This is a genomic window from Rhizorhabdus histidinilytica (genome assembly GCF_900167915.1).
Taxonomy (GTDB): Bacteria; Pseudomonadota; Alphaproteobacteria; order Sphingomonadales; family Sphingomonadaceae; genus Rhizorhabdus; species Rhizorhabdus histidinilytica.
In genome coordinates this window covers 498,794-515,220 of the sequence record NZ_FUYM01000001.1, presented here as the reverse complement: position 1 = coordinate 515,220, position 16,427 = coordinate 498,794, and the positions used below count along the sequence as shown (strand labels likewise).

The following is a 16,427-nucleotide window of genomic DNA, read 5'->3' as shown; positions in this document are numbered from 1 at the left end:
GGCTTTTTTCCTTAGCGCGTCAGCTTCTTGTACGCTCCGGCGCCGGGGCGGTCGGCAGCGTCGCCGAGGCGGCGGCGCTTGTCTTCCTCATAGCTTTCGAAATTGCCTTCGAACCACTCGACATGGCCGTCGCCCTCGAAGGCGAGGATGTGGGTGGCGAGGCGGTCGAGGAAGAAGCGGTCGTGGCTGATCACCACCGCACAGCCCGCGAAATTCTCCAGCGCCTCCTCGAGCGCGCGCAGCGTCTCGACGTCGAGGTCGTTGGTCGGCTCGTCGAGCAGCAGGACGTTGCCGCCCTTGCGGAGCATCTTCGCCATGTGGACGCGGTTGCGTTCGCCGCCCGAGAGCTGGCCGACCTTCTTCTGCTGGTCGGGGCCCTTGAAGTTGAACGCACCGACATAGGCGCGGGTCGACATCTCGAACTTGCCGACGGTCATGATGTCATGACCCTCCGACACTTCCTCCCAGACGTTCTTGTTGGGATCGAGCGCGTCCCGGCTCTGGTCGACGAAGCCCAGCTTGACGGTCGGGCCGATGTCGATCGAGCCTGCGTCAGGCGTCTCCTGGCCGGTGATCAGCCGGAACAGCGTGGTCTTGCCCGCGCCGTTCGGCCCGATCACGCCGACGATGCCGCCCGGCGGCAAAGTGAAGTCGAGCCCCTCGAACAGCTTCTTGTCGCCATAGGACTTCGTAAGCCCCTTGGCCTCGATCACCTTGCCGCCGAGGCGCTCGGGGGTCTGGATGACGATCTGGGCCTTGCCGGGGGCGCGGTTGTTCTGCTTCTCGACCAGTTCGTCGAACGCGCGGATACGCGCCTTCGACTTGGTCTGGCGCGCCTTTGGGCTCTGCCGGATCCATTCCAGCTCTTCCTTGATCGCCTTCTGGCGACCGGCGTCCTCGCGCTCTTCCTGCTCCATGCGCTTCGCCTTGGCGTCGAGCCATGACGAATAATTGCCTTCATAGGGAATGCCCCGGCCGCGATCGAGCTCGAGCACCCAGCCCACGACATTGTCGAGGAAGTAGCGGTCGTGGGTGACGAGGATGACGTTGCCCGGATAGTCGACCAGATGCTGTTCGAGCCAGGCGACGCTTTCGGCGTCGAGATGGTTGGTCGGCTCGTCGAGCAGCAGGATATCGGGCTTTTCGAGCAGCAGGCGGCACAGCGCGACGCGGCGCTTCTCACCGCCCGACAGACCGGTGACCGGCAGGTCGCCAGGCGGGCAGCGCAGCGCTTCCATCGCGATCTCGAGCTGGTTGTCGAGCGTCCAGCCGTCGGCCGCGTCGATCTTCTCCTGGAGGACGCCCATCTCCTCCATCAGCGCGTCGAAATCGGTGTCGTCCTTGGGGTCGCCCATCTCGGCCGAGATCGCGTTGAAGCGCTCGATCATGTCCGCGACCTCGCGGACGCCGTCCATGACGTTCTGCTTGACCGTCTTGTCTGGATCGAGCTGCGGCTCCTGCGGCAGATAGCCGACGCTGACACCCTCGGCGGCCCAGGCTTCGCCCGAATAATCGGTGTCCAGCCCGGCCATGACCTTCATCAGGGTCGACTTGCCGGCGCCGTTGACGCCGATGATCGCGATCTTCGTCCCCGGCAGGAACTGCAGGTGGATGTTGTTGAACAGCGGCTTGTTGGCGCCGGGGAAGGTCTTGGTCAGACCCTTCATCACGAAACTATATTGCACGGCCATCGGGCGCGAACCTCATCGAACGTCAAGGGCTGGGATTTGCCGCCGCCACTAACCGACGACACGACAATTGGCAAATGGGGAGCGGGCGGTTAGCAACCAACCCCATGAAGAAAATTTCGTTGCTGGCGCTCGCCGCCTCCGCCGCCCTTTCCTCCCCGCTCCTCGCCCAGGCCAAGCCGGAAGAAACCGCCGCGCTGCGCGATGCGGCGCTGACCGACACCGTCGCCTGGGACATCACCGAAGGCCTCACCACCGAGATCGGCCCCCGGCTCGCCGGCAGCGATGCCGAGGCGCGCGCCCGCGACTGGGCGGTCGCCCGGCTCAAGGCGCTCGGCTTCTCCAACGTCCGCATCGAGCCGTTCGAGGTTCCCTATTGGGAGCGCGGCGAGGCGAGCGCCGCGATCGTCGCCCCCTATCCGCAGCCGCTCGTCCTCACCGCGCTCGGCAACAGCGCCGCGACGCCGACCAAGGGGCTGACCGCCGAGGTGATCGGCTTCGACAGCCTCGATTCGCTCAAGGCAGCCGATCCCGCGGCGGTGAAGGGCAAGATCGTCTTCCTCACCCACCGCATGGCGGTGACCCAGGACGGATCGCATTACGGCACGGTCGGCAAGGTCCGCCGCGAAGGCCCCTCGGTCGCCTCCAAGCTCGGCGCCGCCGCGATCCTGATCCGCTCGATCGGCACCGACCATCACCGCGCGCCGCACACCGGCTCGCAAAGCTGGAGCGACGGCGCGCAGCCGATTCCGGCGCTGGCGCTCGCCAATCCCGACGCCGATCAGCTCGAACGGGTGCTGAAGCGCGGCAAGCCGGTGACGGTGGCGCTCAAGGCGACGGCCCGGATGGCCGGCAAGCGCCTGTCGGGCAACGTCATTGCCGAGGTGCCGGGCCGCGATCCCGATGCCGGGATCGTGCTGGTCGGCGGGCATCTCGACAGCTGGGACCAGGGCACCGGGGCGATCGACGATGCGGCCGGCGTCGCGATCACCACCGCGGCCGCCAAGCGGATCATGGATGCCGGGCAGCCGCTGCGCACGATCCGCGTCGTCTGGTTCGGATCGGAGGAGATCGGCCTGTTCGGCGGCGCCGCCTATCGCGAGAAGCACAAGGGCGAGAAGCACCACCTGCTCGCCGAGTCCGATTTCGGCGCCGACCGCATCTGGCGCTTCCAGACATCGGTCGCCGAGGCCGCCCTGCCTGCCATGAAGCCGCTGGCCGCGGCGCTTGCTCCGCTCGGCATCCAGCTTGCGCCCCGGAACGGCGACGCGTCGGGATCGGACATCTCCGAGATCCAGAAGCTCGGCATCCCGGTAATCGAGCTGGGCCAGGACGGCACCCGCTATTTCGACCTCCACCACACGCCCGACGACACGCTCGACAAGGTCGATCCGGTGCAGCTCCGGCAGAACGTCGCCGCCTGGACGGCGCTGCTGTCGGTCACCGCCAACGACCCGACCGACTATGGCCCGGTCCCGCCCGGCGCTCACTGATCCCGGCGGGCGGCGGCGGCAAATGTCGCCGCCCAGCAAAGGACCAGCAACACAGCGGTCATACCTCGGCTGTCGCGATCGCCCGAACAAGGGCGACGCAAGCAGGAGAATGCAATGACCATGATGATGCTTTTGGGGGCGCTGACCGCATCCCTGGCGGGCGCGGATGGAGGCCATCTCCATCGCACGACGATCGAGCATCGCGGCTCGCCCGTGACGATCGACTATCGGGCGACCACCGCGCTCAGCACCCGCCAGACCGGGATGTCGCCGCCGACACGGACCGGCGGGGTCGTCCGCTGTGCCTGGATCGCACGGGTGGCCGTCGAACGCAGGCTGGGCGGCGCCGACGGACTCAGCCGCGTCGTCGACACCGGACTGCAGCTCAAGGGCAGCCAGCCCGGCACCTGCTCCGCGGCGAAGAAGGCGATCGAGCGCCAGGTCGCCGAGCGTGGCGACGAGGTGCGCCGCCATGTCCTGGCGGTGGTCGAGCGCGACCGCGCGACCCTGCTCGCCGAACTCGAGGCCGCCGCGCGGCCGAACGCGAGCTGATCGTGCGTCTCCGGGCAGCCACGATCCTTTCCGGCCTGCTGCTTGGGGGCCAGGCGATGCAGGCGGCGCGGGCGGCGGATTGGTCGCCCTCGCTCTCCGCCACGCTGACCAGCGACGAGCGCCGTCGCGGGCTGAGCTGGAGCGACGGCCGTCCGGCGGCGAGCGCGCGGCTGTCGCTGCAACCCGCCGACGGCCTTTCGGTCTCGGTCGCGGGCACGACATTGCGCCATAGCGCGCGGCACGACGGCGCCGCGGCCGGCATCGACAGCGCGATCGTCTATCGAAAGGACTTCGGCGCGATCCGGGCCGACGCCCAGATCAGCCACCACGCCTTCCCCGGCCATGGCGGCGGCAACTATGTCGAGCTGGGCGGCGGCGCGGGGACGACGATCGGTCCCGTCCAGCTCGACCTGTTCGGCCTCTACGCTCCGAAGCAGGATGCGATCGGCGGCGACAATCTCTACCTCGCCGCCAGCGCCGCGGTCGCGATCGTCGGGACGCCGGTCACGGTCGTCGCGCAGGTCGGCCGGTCGAGCGGCACGTCCCACGACCCCGTCCGCTCCGCCCGCCTCCGCCCGCACGGCCGCTACACCGACGCGGCGCTGCGCGTCGACTATGTCATAGGTCCGTTCACGGTCGGCGTCGACCTGACCGACACCTGGCACGGCCACCGCATCGCCACCGGCCCGATCGCCGCCGACGCCGGACGGCGGGTTTCGGCGCGGATTGGGGTCACGCTATGAGCGTCTTCCGTCGTCGGCAGTAGCACTTCCGTTTCGATAGTTCGGGATTTCGGCCCGCATCGCTCGTGAACTGGCAGCGCTTTTGATCCACAATGGACAGGCGCCGTGGTCTTCCGTCACAGCTTGCCCCATAGGATCATGTCTCGCTTATTCATCCGAGCGATGGTGCAAAAGCATTGCCGATATCGATGAACGTCGGGGGGTCGAACAGTGGGTATCGAGATCAGCCTTCTCGCCAGAATCTCAATCCTGATCACGGGCGCGCTGGTTATTCCGCTCGCCGCTGTGGCAGAGCCGCTCGGCTCTCCGCAGAGGGTGGACGAAGATCAATGGATCGGAGCGGACGATTATCCTCCATCCGCCGCGCGGCTGGGGCTGGAGGGGAAGGTTGTCGCTCAACTGGAGGTCGAACCTTCAGGCAAGCCGATTTCGTGTACAGCGCAACTTTCCAGTGGCTTTCCACTCCTCGATGAGGGGACGTGCGATCTGCTTATGAGAAGGGCTAAGTATCGCGCTTTCAGCAATCGGCACGGAAATATTCTCGATAGCGTATCGATCTCATGGAAACTGGGCAATTCACCCGCCGGGCCCCGCAAAGCTCCCACACCGAGGATTGAGGCCGTTCATCAGGATGGCTGGCTCGACCTGAAATGGATACGTTCGAACATGCACGGAAAAAACACGGGATCGGTGCAGGCCGTAATCGAGGCCGATGACCTCGGAAAGGCCACCAATTGCACTATCACGGCTTCGTCCGGCAACAGCGTTTTCGACAAACGCCTTTGCAAGCAGCTGATGAAGGTTTCCCGGTTTCGGCTTCCTGCCGACATCCAGAATGACAGGGGACTGGTTTCGCTTAGCTGGCGCCCCAATCTGAGCGGATTTTCGCTTATGTTCTCGCCGAGATGAGCCGTTCCCTCCCAACCCTCAGCAGGGAAGGAACGAGTCCGAATGTCAAATCCGCTTCGGAATCTCCAGCCCGCGCTGCACCGCCGGGCGGGCGAGGCCGCGGTCGAGCCAGGTGGGGACGTTCTTCAGGCTGTCATAGTCGACGAGATCGCGCGCCTCGTAGAAGGTGATCAGGTTGCGGACCCAGCCGAGCGTCGAGACGTCGGCGATGCTGTACTCCGCCCCCATGATCCAGTCGCGGCCGTCGAGTCGCCGTTCGAGCACGCCGAGCAGCCGCTTCGACTCGGCGACGTAGCGCTGCAGCGGGCGCTTGTCCTCATAGTCCTTGCCCGCGAATTTGTTGAAGAAGCCGACCTGGCCGAACATCGGACCGATCCCGGCATTCTGGAAGAACACCCACTGGATCGTCTCGTAGCGCAGCGCCGGATCGGCGGCGATGAACCTGCCACTCTTGTCCGCGAGGTAGATCAGGATCGCCCCCGATTCGAACAGGCCGAGCGGCCGCCCGCCGGGTCCGTCCGGATCGATGATCGCCGGAATCTTGCCGTTCGGGTTGAGCGAGAGGAATTCGGGCGTGTGGCTCTGGTCCGCGGTGATGTCGACGAGGTGCGGCTCATAGGGAAGCCCCGTCTCCTCCAGCATGACCGACGCCTTCACGCCATTGGGTGTGTTGAGCGAATAGAGCTGGATGCGGTCGGGATGCTCGGCCGGCCAGCGCCGGGTGATCGGGAAGGCGGAAAGATCGGCCATGATGGTCTCCATTCGAGATGTTCGGACCCTAGCTTAATCGCCTCATTGATCGTCATGCCAGCCCCTCGACTGCCTGCAAGGCAGGCGCTCGGGATAAACTTCAGCCAAGGGCTGAAGGCCGGCATCCATGTCTGTCGTCTTCTCAAATGCCATCTGGCTGGTGAGAGACATGGGGCCCCTGCCTCCGCAAGGACGACTATGAAATCAATAAACCTCGCTATCCGGCTGCGCCCGCATCCGCAGCGTGTGGATCGCGGCGAGGCCCAATCCGACCAGCCCCGCCACCACGCCGAAGATCGCCGGCGGGAAGCGGCCCTGGCCGGCGGGCATCCAGTCGCCGCGCGCCATGTTCGCGACGATCGCGAAGCGGCGGCCGACCGGATAGTCGGCCAGGTCGTCGCAGGCGATCGGCAGGCCGTCCTGGAAGGCCATCGTCCGGTCGCGGAACTCGATCCGCAGCGAGCAGCTCGCCAGCGGCGACGGGTCGCTGCGATACTGCGCCACCACCCGCGCCGAAAGCTCGCGGCCGCCGCGCAGTATCGCGTCGCGGCGCCAATATTCGGTGGCGGAAATCCAGGCGAAGGCCAGCGTCGCGACGATCAGCGCCGCCCAGACGATCCGCAGCGACAGCCAATGGTCCGGCTTGTTCTCCGCCAGGGCCATCGCCGGTCACCGCGCCCGCGTCAGTTCGGCAGACCCGGCTCGCCGCCTTCGGGCGACGCCAGCAGATCGACCGACGGCTCGCTGGCGCGTGTCTCGATCGCGCCCAGCTCATCGATCTCCTTGTCGCCGGTCTCGACGTTGAGCTCGCGGAACTTCCGTCCGGTGACGAGGACGCGGCCCTCGAAGCTCGACACGAATTTGTTGTAATTCTCGACTGCGCTGTTGAGCCCGCCGCCGACCCGGCGCAGATGGCCCGCTGCGGTCGACAGCCGTTCGTACATCTCCTTGCCGAGCCGGCCGATCGCGCGCGCCTCCTCCGCCATCTTCTCCTGCCGCCAGACACTGGCGATGGTGCGGGCGAGCGCGACGAGGTTGATCGGCGTCGCGATCAGCACACGGCGCTGATGCGCCCAGTCCCACAGCTCGGGATCCTGCTCCATCGCCGCCGACAGGAAATGCTCGCCGGGAATATACATCACGACATAATCGGCCGCCTCGCCGAAGCGGTCCCAATAGCTCTTCTGGCCGAGCTGGCTGGCATGGGTGCGCAGCGCCGCCGCATGCGCCTTGAGCAGGGTCGCTCGGGCCGCCTCGTCAACCTCCTCACTCGCGTCCATGTAGGCGTTGAACGAACATTTGGCGTCGACGATCAGCTTGCGCCCGCCGGGCAGGCGGACGACGACGTCGGGCCGCAGCCGGCCGTCCTCGGTGTCGACCGATACCTCGGTCGCGAAATCGGCATAGGGCGACAGGCCCGCCTGTTCGAGCACGTTGCGCAGCGACTGCTCGCCCCAGCGCCCGCGCGCCTTGGGGCTGGCGCGCAGCGCGTTGACCAGCCGGGCGGCCTCGTCGCGCACCTGCCCCTGCCCCTGGCGGACCAGCTCGACCGCCTCGCGCAGGCCGGCATAGCTGTCGACCCGTTCCTTCTCGACCCGCTGAAGCCCTTCCTCATAGCGCTTGAGCGTCGTCTCGACCGGGTTGAGCAGCGCCTTCAACTGCGCCTCGCTCTTCTCGCCCGCCTGATGGAAGCGCTGGTCGGCGCGTTCGAGGAACTGGCGCTGGGCCTGATCGAGCAGCTTGCCGCCGACCTCGGCGAACTGGGCCGCGAGCTGCTCCTTCGCCTCCTGGAGCTGGCGAATCTGCGCTTCGAACGCCTCGGTCCGCGCCTGCCGCTCGGCGGCGAGCCCCGCCCGATCGGCCTCCGACCGGGCGAGCGCGTCGCGCGCGGTGTCGAGCGCGCGACGCAGCCCGGCGGCATCCTCGGCCCCGCTCGCCAGCAGCCGGCCGCGCACCAGCCAGCCGATCGCGAGCCCGATCAGCAGGCAGACGGGCAAGGCAAGGGCAACGATCGGCGACATGGAGCATCCTTCTGGAACAGAATGGGAACCCTGCCCCGGACCGGCACGGATTGCAAGCTAACTCGCCGCTTCCCATCGCCGCCGCAGCGGGTAATATCGCGGCGGGGCATATTGGGGGATTCTATGGCGGGTAGCGGCGAAGGCGCGTCACTGGCGGCGCGTATCCTGGCTTTCGGGCCGGTCTTTCGCAAGACGCTGAAACAGATCGGTGCGACGCGACTCGTCGTTACCGCCATCTTCCTGATCCTCGGCCTCGCCTTCGCCCGCTACAGCTGGAACGTGATCCTGGCCAAGGATGCCGAGCGCGCGCTGTTCGACGTGCGCCTGCTGCTCGCCAGCCCGCATGTCGAGACCGATCCGCGCATCGCGATGGTGACCTTCACCGAGGACACGCTGCGCCTTACCGGCCGCCGGTCGCCGCTCGACCGGTCGATGCTGGCCAAGGGGCTGCTCGCGCTCGACCGGATGAAGCCCAAGGCGATCGGCATCGATATCCTTATCGACCAGCCGACGCCCGAGGATCAGATCCTGATCGACGCCTTCCGGACAATGAAGACGCCGACCTATCTGGGCTTTGCCTCGCACGCGACCAACACGACCTTCATGACGCTCGACCAGGAGAATTTCCTGCGCGACTTCCTGCGGCAGACCAAGCCCGGCAACGTCCATCCGACGAGCATCCGCCTGCTTGCCGACGAGGACGGCGTGATGCGCAGCTGGCCGAACCAGCCGCCCGAGCTGCCGCCGCTGATGGCCAATTCGCTGACCGGCGGCTACCACCAGTTCCGCTCCTATCAGGGATCGATCCGCTACCGGCTCCCCAAGTTCGAGGACCGGCCCGTCTTCGACAAATTCCCGATCGAGATCATCGCCAATCCCGATCTGATCGAGGCGTTCCGCCCTCAGATCGAGGGGCGCTACATCATGATCGGCGGCGACATTCCCGACGTCGACCAGTTCATCACCCCCGCCTCGCGCATCCGCAAGGGCGAGACGACGATCGGGCTGGAGATCCACGCGACGCTGCTCGCGCAGATGCTCGATCAGGTGATGCCGCGGAAAATTCCCGGCTGGGGCCTGTGGCTGATCGCGCTCAGCGTGATCACGCTCGGCGCGCTGACGGCGGTATCGAACATGAAGATCTGGAAGCTCGGCCTGCTGCTGCTCGTTCAGGCGGGCGCGATCGCGGCGGTGCCGTTCATCTGGCAGTTCCACGGCATCGACACGCAGGGACTGCCGGTGTTCGGCTGGCTGATCGGCTGGGTCTTCGCCTATTCGGCGGTCGGCACCGCAGCGCGCGGCATCGGATCGGAACAGCGCAACTTCGCGCAATCGGCGCTCGGCAAATATCTCCCCGGCGACATCGCCAAGGACATCATGAAGAACCCGGAGCGGCTCCAGCTCCACGGCGAGAAGCGCGAGATCTATGCGCTGTTCAGCGATCTGGAGGGCTTCACCAAGCTCAGCCACCAGATCGAGCCGGAGATGGTCGCCTTCCTGCTCAACAAATATCTCGACGTGCTGTCGGAGACGGTGCTCGAACATGGCGGCACGATCGACAAGTTCGTCGGCGACGCCATCGTCGCCTTCTGGGGCGCGCCGATCAGCCGTCCCGACGATTGCGAGCGCGCGGTCCGCTGCGCGGTGGCGATGTACGAGGCCGGCGAGCAGTTCCGCCGCGAGGCCCCCGAAGGCGTGCCGCCGATCGGCGTCACCCGCGTCGGCGTCCATTTCGGTGAGGCGATCGTCGGCAATTTCGGCGGCGAGGGCCGCATCCAGTACACCGCGCTGGGCGACTCGATGAACACCGCGTCGCGGCTCGAGGGCGCCAACAAATATCTCAAGACCAAGACGCTGGTCAGCGACACCGTGGTCGAGCGGTCGACGCTGAGCTGTTTCCGGCCGGTCGGACGGATCGCCGTGTCCGGCCGATCGACCCCGATGGAAGTGTTCGAACCCGTCTTCGATTTTTCGGAAGCCCGTGTGCAACAGTTCACAGACATCTTCCGTAGATATGATGCAGGAGATGAAGGTGCGTTGGCCGAGTTCGAGAAGATGGCCGCAGAAAATCCTGATGATAAGGCGCTCGCCAATCTGATAGAGCGTCTTCGTGAGGTTGGACCGGGAGGTTATAGTGCTCTGGACAAATAAATGCCGGCCGCAGGCTGCAATTGCGGCATTCCTTGGGGTGATGCTGGCGGGTAGTGCCGCGGCGGCCCCGCTCGTGGTCCGTTCGGCGGGCCCGTCGGCCAAGGTCTATCCGGCCGGCAAGGCGCTTCCGGATAATGCCAAGATCACGCTGAAGGCCGGTGACACCGTCGTCCTGCTCGACGGCCGCGGCACCCGCACGCTCAGCGGCCCGGGTACGTTCAGCTCGACCGGATCGACCGTAGCGGCGGCGACCACCGGCTCGACCCTCAACGCGCTCGTCTCGGGCGGCGGCGAGCGGCGCGCGCGGATCGGGGCGGTCCGCAGCGCCAGCGGCATCGACAAGAATGCCGGCCGCAACCCGAACGTCTGGTATGTCGACGTTACCCGCAGCGCGAACATGTGCATCGCCGATACCTCGTCGGTGACGGTGTGGCGTCCCGACGCGAGCAAGGCGGCGAGCGTCCGCGTCACCCGCGCCGACGGCACCAGCGGAACGATCGACCTCGCCGCCGGCCAGGCCGCGGGTCTCTGGCCGGCCAACCTGCCCGTCACCGACGGCAGCGCGTACAAGCTGAGCTGGGAGGGCGCCAAGGCCCCGACCTCGCTCAAGTTCGTCGTGGTCAAGCCGACCTCGCCGGGCCTTGAAGATATGGCGCAGTCGCTGATCAAGGCCGGCTGCAACGCGCAGCTCGACCTCCTGATCGAGACGGTCGCGCTGCCCGACGGCAAGTCGCAGGGCTGATCCCGCCCACCGGGGCAAAGCGAAGGCCGGCGGGGAAACCTGCCGGCCTTCTTCTTTTGGGGAGAAGTCGTCGTTCCAGCGAAAGCTCGAATCTCCCTGCCTTTTGATCTCGTGACGAAAACAGGCCGGGAAAGGTGAAGGGCGATCCCGACTTTCGGGATGACGGATGTGGGACAGCCCCTTGGCCCCGTCCGCCGAAATGCTCTAGAGCGCCTGCAATTTTCCGATACGGATAGAAACCAGACAGGCCATTCTGTCTCAAATGGATAGATGATGACCGATACCGTACCCGCCGGCGCCCCCCTGATGCTGTTCGACAGCCTCACCCGGTCGACCCGCGCCTTCGCGCCGATCGATCCGACGATGGTGCGCCTCTACAGCTGCGGGCCGACGGTCTATAACTTCGCCCATCTCGGCAATCTGCGCGCCTATGTCTTCACCGACACGCTGCGGCGGACGCTCAACTGGAAGGGCTGGCCGGTCAACCACGTCATCAACATCACCGACGTCGGCCACCTGACCTCCGACGCCGACGAGGGCGACGACAAGATGGAGGCGGCGGCGAAGAAGGCGGCCAAGACGATCTGGGAGATCGCGGCCTTCTATACCGATGCGTTCAAGGCCGATCTCACGGGCCTCAACATCATCGCGCCGACGTTGTGGAGCGTTGCGACCGACCATATCCAGGACATGATCGCCTTCGCCCGGACGATCGAGGCGGCGGGCGCGAGCTATGAGCTCGACAGCGGCCTCTATTTCGACACGTCGAAGGTGCCCGATTACGGCCGCCTCGCCGGCGCGCGCGGCGACGAGACGGTCGGCCGCATCGCCGAGGTCGAGGGCAAGCGCAACGCCGCCGACTTCGCGCTGTGGCGCCGCTCGGCGCCGGGCGAGCAACGGCAGATGGAATGGATGTCGCCCTGGGGCCCCGGCGCGCCCGGCTGGCATCTCGAATGCTCGGTGATGAGCATGAAGTATCTGGGCAGCCAGTTCGACATCCACACTGGCGGAATCGACCATCGCGAGATCCACCACTGCAACGAGATCGCGCAGAACCAGGCCTTCACCGGCACCGCCGCGTCGGGCGCGAATTTCTGGATGCACAACAACTTCCTGGTCGATCGCGGCGGCAAGATGTCGAAGTCGAAGGGCGGCTTCGCCACGCTCGCGGGCGTGATCGCCAAGGGCGTCCACCCCCTCGCCTATCGCCTGCTCTGCCTGTCGGCGCATTACCGCTCCGAACTCGAATTCTCGCCCGAGGCGCTGGCGGCGGCGCTGACCCGGCTGACCCGGCTCGTCCTCGCCGCGCAGCAGCTTCGCGAGAAGGCCGGCGCGCCCGACTGGCTGCGGCTGATCGACGAGAGCGGCTCGAGCAAGGGCGCGTCCTTCGCCTATCAGCGCTCGGTCATCGAGGCGGGGCTCGGCGCGAAGGCCGGCGCGCTGCTCGTCCAGTTCGACGAGGCGCTGTCGAACGACCTGATGGTGCCGCAGACCCTGCCGCTGCTCGAAAGCGCGATCGCGGACAAGGCGATCCCCGCGGAGGAACGGCTGCGGCTGCTCGCGTCGATGGACCTCGCGCTCGGCCTCGGCCTGCTTACCCTCAAGCGGATCGACCTGCGCTTGCGCCCGGCCGACGCCCGCACCACGGAAAACGAAGTCGAGGCGCTGATCGAGCAGCGTCAAGCCGCCCGTGCGGCCAAGGACTATGCGGCGTCGGACCGCCTGCGCGACGAACTGGCCGAACGGGGCGTGTCGGTGATGGACGGCGCCGGCGACATGCGCTGGGACTGGATTCTCGATCTCTGAGAGTGGTTTGGAAATGCGCGGAAGAGCGCATTTCGAGGCGGCACCAGCCCGCTCCCCCATCCGCCCACCCCATAAGATACTGCCGTTGGGTGGCCGGGTGGGGGAGCGGACTGGTGCCGTGACACGCCGACAGACGCGTCCCAAACGGGCTTCAGCCAGTTGACCCGGAATCAATCCGCAACAGATTGTAAAAAATCCTGTTCCCCGTCGCCGAAATGACATAGCAATCGCCCATCTTGCATGGTCGCAACAGGGGCGCGACGACAGTAAGGGGGGCATAGCATGGCGACGAAGGCATCCGATCTCTTCATCCAATGTCTGGAAGAGGAGGGCTGCGAATATATCTTCGGCGTTCCCGGCGAGGAAAACCTCGACATGCTCGACAGCCTCTCGCGGTCGACGAAGATCAAGCTGATCCTCACCCGCCACGAACAGGGCGCCGGCTTCATGGCCGCGACCTATGGCCGCCACACCGGCAAGACCGGCGTCTGCATGGCGACGCTCGGGCCGGGCGCGACCAATTTCGTGACCGCCGCCGCCTATGCGCAGCTTGGCGGCATGCCGATCCTGATGGTCACCGGCCAGAAGCCGATCAAGAAGTCGAAGCAGGGCCGCTTCCAGATTCTCGAAGTCGTCGAGATGATGAAGCCGATCACCAAGTTCACCCACCAGCTCGCTTCGGCCGACAACATCCCGAGCCGCGTCCGCGAAGCCTATCGCCTCGCCGAGGAGGAGAAGCCGGGCGCGACCCATATCGAGTTCCCCGAGGACGTCGCGGACGAGCACACCGACTCGAAGCCGCTCAAGCGCTCGCTGGCCCGTCGTCCCGAGGCCGAGGACAAGGCGGTCCGCGCCGCCGTGAAGATGATCGAGGACGCGAAATCCCCGATCCTGGTGATCGGCGCCGGCGGCAACCGCAAGCAGACCGGCCGGATGCTGCTCCAGTTCATCGAGAAGACCGGCATTCCGTTCGTCACCACCCAGCTCGGCAAGGGCGTGATCGACGAATGCCATCCGAAGTTCCTGGGCTGCGCCGCGCTGTCGGCCGGCGATTTCGTCCACCGCTCGATCGAGCATGCCGACCTGATCATCAACGTCGGCCATGACGTGATCGAGAAGCCGCCCTTCTTCATGCGCAACGGCGGCACCCCGGTGATCCACGTCAGCTCGAAGACCGCCGAGGTCGACCCGGTCTATTTCCCGCAGGTCGAGGTGATCGGCGACATCGCCAACGCGATCTGGAAGATGCAGAAGGACATCGTCCCGTCGGGCCGCTGGAATTTCGACTTCATGCTGAAGGCCCGCAAGGCCGAGGTTGCGCACACCGAATCGCTCGAAGGCGACATGCGCTTCCCGATCTTCCCGCCGCACCTGGTGCGCGAGATTCGCCGCGCCATGCCGGCCGACGGCATCATCTGCCTCGACAACGGCGTCTACAAGATCTGGTTCGCGCGCAACTATCCGGCGCGCCAGCAGAATACCGTGCTGCTCGACAACGCGCTCGCCACCATGGGCGCGGGCCTGCCCTCGGCGATGGCGTCCGCGATGGTCTATCCGGATCGCAAGGTGATGGCGATCTGCGGCGACGGCGGCTTCATGATGAACAGCCAGGAGATGGAGACCGCGGTCCGCCTCGGCCTCAACATCACCGTGCTGATCCTCAACGACAGCTCCTACGGCATGATCCGCTGGAAGCAGGCGAACATGGGCTTCAAGGACTGGGGCCTGACCTACGGCAATCCCGACTTCGTCAAATATGCCGAAAGCTACGGCGCCAAGGGCCATCGCGTCGAAAGCGCGGAGCACCTGACCAAGCTGCTCAAGGAATGCCTCGACACGCCCGGCGTCCATCTGATCGATTGCCCGGTCGACTATTCCGAGAACGACCAGATCCTCAACAAGGATATCAAGACGCTCAGCAAGGAAATTTCTTAATTCCGTTATGATCGATTTCGGCGGGGTCGCCCGGCTGCCTATATGGGTGCCGCCACCCCCGCCGCTCCCGGCGACGACGATAACGGACGGTCCGCGATGAAGCTCAAAGACACCTATCCCCTCTACCTCGCCAACGAGGCGCAGCAGCCGAACACCGACCTGAAGGTGACCGACAAGTTCACCGGCGAGGTCGCGACGCTGGTGGCACTGGCCGACGCCAGGACGATCGACGCCGCGATCGGATGGGCGGTCAAGGCCGCCGAGCCGATGGCGAAGATGGCGAGCTACGAGCGGCAGGCCGTCCTCCAGCATTGCGTCGACCGCTTTACCGAGCGCAAGGACGAGCTCGCCTATGCGCTGTGCATCGAGGCGGGCAAACCGATCAACGACTCGCGCGGCGAAGTCGGCCGCCTGATCGACACCTTCCGCATCGCCGCCGAGGAAGCGGTGCGCATGACCGGCGAGGTCCAGCCGCTCGACATCTCGCCGCGCGCCCGCGGTTACCAGGGAATCTGGAAGCGGGTGCCGATCGGCCCCTGCTCCTTCATCTCGCCGTTCAACTTCCCGCTCAACCTCGCTGCGCACAAGATCGCGCCGGCGATCGCGGTCGGCTGCCCGTTCGTGATGAAACCGGCGAGCCGCACCCCGCTGGGCGCGATCATCATGGGCGAGGTGCTGGCCGAGACCAACCTCCCCAAGGGCGCCTTTTCGATCCTGCCGGCGGCGCGCGACGGCGCCGACCTGTTCACCGTCGACGAGCGCCTCAAGCTGCTGTCCTTCACCGGATCGCCCGATGTGGGCTGGGACCTCAAGGCCCGCGCCGGCAAGAAGAAGGTAGTGCTCGAGCTGGGCGGCAACGCCGCGGTGGTGATCGACGCCGACGCCGATCTTGACGATGCCGTCGAACGCACCGTGTTCGGCGCCTTCTACCAGTCGGGCCAGTCGTGCATCGGCGTGCAGCGCATCCTCGTCCACGACGCGGTCTACGATGCGTTCCGGGACAAGCTCGTCGCCAGGACCAGGACGCTGATCGCCGGCAACCCGCATGACGAGAAGACCTTCGTCGGGCCGATGATCGACGTGAAGGAGGCGCAGCGCCTCGACGGCTGGATTCAGGAGGCGACCGCCAAGGGCGCTACCCTGCTGTGCGGCGGCAAGCGCGAGGGCGCGATGCTCGAAGCGACCCTGCTCGAGAATGTCGATCCGGACACCAAGCTCAACCGCGAGGAGGCATTCGGCCCCGCCGCCTTCCTGATCCGCTTCAGCGACTGGCACGAGGCGCTCAGGATCGTCAACGACTCGAAGTTCGGCCTGCAGGCCGGGATCTTCACCCGCGACATCTTCAAGATCCTCGACGCCTGGGACGATCTCGACGTCGGCGGCGTCGTCGTCAACGACGTGCCGAGCTACCGGGTCGACAACATGCCCTATGGCGGCGTCAAGGATTCGGGCCTCGGCCGCGAAGGCATCCGCTTCGCGATGGAGGACATGACGGAGATCCGCAATCTCGTCATCCGGCGGCGAAGCGCTTGATAAACTTTGAATGATTGCCATCGGGCGGTTAAAGAGCGATACAAACTCTCGATCGTGACCGCCCAGGGGCAAAAGTGGCGTTTACGAATGGGCATCGGCAGTTA

The 16,427-nt window shown here is 66.1% G+C and carries 13 protein-coding genes; 9 read left to right on the top strand and 4 right to left on the bottom strand.

Annotated features, from left to right (window positions below):
• Positions 1-11: 11 nt before the first annotated feature.
• Complete coding sequence (gene ettA, locus B5X82_RS02480; RefSeq protein WP_079646435.1) at positions 12-1,691, bottom strand: energy-dependent translational throttle protein EttA; 1,680 nt, start codon at positions 1,689-1,691, stop codon at positions 12-14.
• A gap of 104 nt (positions 1,692-1,795) precedes the next feature.
• Between ettA and B5X82_RS02475 the strand changes: the two genes are divergently transcribed.
• The 4 genes from B5X82_RS02475 to B5X82_RS02460 all read left to right on the top strand — a co-directional run bounded on the left by B5X82_RS02475 (position 1,796) and on the right by B5X82_RS02460 (position 5,385).
• A complete protein-coding gene (locus B5X82_RS02475) occupies positions 1,796-3,181 on the top strand; it encodes a M20/M25/M40 family metallo-hydrolase (protein ID WP_223811337.1) in 1,386 nt (461 codons plus the stop codon).
• 114 nt (positions 3,182-3,295) lie between these two features.
• Positions 3,296-3,733 (top strand): hypothetical protein, encoded by a 438-nt coding sequence (locus tag B5X82_RS02470; protein WP_079646433.1) that lies wholly within the window; start codon positions 3,296-3,298, stop codon positions 3,731-3,733.
• Between the two features lie 2 nt (positions 3,734-3,735).
• Complete coding sequence (locus B5X82_RS02465) at positions 3,736-4,476, top strand: TorF family putative porin (protein WP_235862575.1); 741 nt, start codon at positions 3,736-3,738, stop codon at positions 4,474-4,476.
• 210 nt (positions 4,477-4,686) lie between these two features.
• Positions 4,687-5,385, top strand: coding sequence for an energy transducer TonB (locus B5X82_RS02460; protein WP_079646431.1), 699 nt, complete (start codon positions 4,687-4,689; stop codon positions 5,383-5,385).
• A gap of 45 nt (positions 5,386-5,430) precedes the next feature.
• On the opposite strand, the gene B5X82_RS02455 is transcribed toward B5X82_RS02460, so the two are convergent.
• The 3 genes from B5X82_RS02455 to B5X82_RS02440 form a co-directional block, all read right to left on the bottom strand.
• On the bottom strand, positions 5,431-6,135 hold the full coding sequence (locus B5X82_RS02455) for a glutathione S-transferase family protein (protein ID WP_079646430.1): 705 nt from the start codon (positions 6,133-6,135) through the stop codon (positions 5,431-5,433).
• Between the two features lie 204 nt (positions 6,136-6,339).
• Positions 6,340-6,798 (bottom strand): hypothetical protein, encoded by a 459-nt coding sequence (locus B5X82_RS02445; RefSeq protein ID WP_079646428.1) that lies wholly within the window; start codon positions 6,796-6,798, stop codon positions 6,340-6,342.
• A 20-nt stretch (positions 6,799-6,818) separates the two neighbouring features.
• Entirely contained in the window at positions 6,819-8,156 is a 1,338-nt protein-coding gene (locus B5X82_RS02440) for a DNA recombination protein RmuC (RefSeq protein WP_079646427.1), read from the bottom strand.
• A gap of 123 nt (positions 8,157-8,279) precedes the next feature.
• On the opposite strand from B5X82_RS02440, the gene B5X82_RS02435 reads away from it, so the two are divergent.
• The 5 genes from B5X82_RS02435 (at position 8,280) to B5X82_RS02415 (ending at position 16,323) form a co-directional block, all read left to right on the top strand.
• Positions 8,280-10,307, top strand: a complete 2,028-nt coding sequence (locus B5X82_RS02435) for an adenylate/guanylate cyclase domain-containing protein (protein WP_079646426.1) — start codon at positions 8,280-8,282, stop codon at positions 10,305-10,307.
• A gap of 40 nt (positions 10,308-10,347) precedes the next feature.
• On the top strand, positions 10,348-11,049 hold the full coding sequence (locus B5X82_RS02430) for a hypothetical protein (protein ID WP_223811339.1): 702 nt from the start codon (positions 10,348-10,350) through the stop codon (positions 11,047-11,049).
• Between the two features lie 273 nt (positions 11,050-11,322).
• Positions 11,323-12,855, top strand: a complete 1,533-nt coding sequence (cysS, locus tag B5X82_RS02425) for a cysteine--tRNA ligase (protein WP_079646701.1) — start codon at positions 11,323-11,325, stop codon at positions 12,853-12,855.
• A 282-nt stretch (positions 12,856-13,137) separates the two neighbouring features.
• Positions 13,138-14,790 carry an acetolactate synthase large subunit gene (locus B5X82_RS02420; protein ID WP_079646424.1) on the top strand — a complete coding sequence of 551 codons (1,653 nt, stop codon included), beginning with the start codon at positions 13,138-13,140 and terminating at the stop codon, positions 14,788-14,790.
• A gap of 96 nt (positions 14,791-14,886) precedes the next feature.
• Positions 14,887-16,323, top strand: a complete 1,437-nt coding sequence (locus B5X82_RS02415) for an aldehyde dehydrogenase family protein (protein ID WP_079646423.1) — start codon at positions 14,887-14,889, stop codon at positions 16,321-16,323.
• Positions 16,324-16,427: the final 104 nt, after the last annotated feature.

Excerpts from the sequence above, each read along its gene's own strand:
- ettA (WP_079646435.1), bottom strand. The coding sequence starts at position 1,691 with ATGGCCGTGCAATATAGTTTCGTGATGAAGGGTCTGACCAAGACCTTC.
- B5X82_RS02475 (WP_223811337.1), top strand. The coding sequence starts at position 1,796 with ATGAAGAAAATTTCGTTGCTGGCGCTCGCCGCCTCCGCCGCCCTTTCC.
- B5X82_RS02470 (WP_079646433.1), top strand. The coding sequence starts at position 3,296 with ATGACCATGATGATGCTTTTGGGGGCGCTGACCGCATCCCTGGCGGGC.
- B5X82_RS02455 (WP_079646430.1), bottom strand. The coding sequence starts at position 6,135 with ATGGCCGATCTTTCCGCCTTCCCGATCACCCGGCGCTGGCCGGCCGAG.
- B5X82_RS02445 (WP_079646428.1), bottom strand. The coding sequence starts at position 6,798 with ATGGCCCTGGCGGAGAACAAGCCGGACCATTGGCTGTCGCTGCGGATC.
- B5X82_RS02440 (WP_079646427.1), bottom strand. The coding sequence starts at position 8,156 with ATGTCGCCGATCGTTGCCCTTGCCTTGCCCGTCTGCCTGCTGATCGGG.
- B5X82_RS02435 (WP_079646426.1), top strand. The coding sequence starts at position 8,280 with ATGGCGGGTAGCGGCGAAGGCGCGTCACTGGCGGCGCGTATCCTGGCT.
- B5X82_RS02430 (WP_223811339.1), top strand. The coding sequence starts at position 10,348 with ATGCTGGCGGGTAGTGCCGCGGCGGCCCCGCTCGTGGTCCGTTCGGCG.
- cysS (WP_079646701.1), top strand. The coding sequence starts at position 11,323 with ATGACCGATACCGTACCCGCCGGCGCCCCCCTGATGCTGTTCGACAGC.
- B5X82_RS02420 (WP_079646424.1), top strand. The coding sequence starts at position 13,138 with ATGGCGACGAAGGCATCCGATCTCTTCATCCAATGTCTGGAAGAGGAG.
- B5X82_RS02415 (WP_079646423.1), top strand. The coding sequence starts at position 14,887 with ATGAAGCTCAAAGACACCTATCCCCTCTACCTCGCCAACGAGGCGCAG.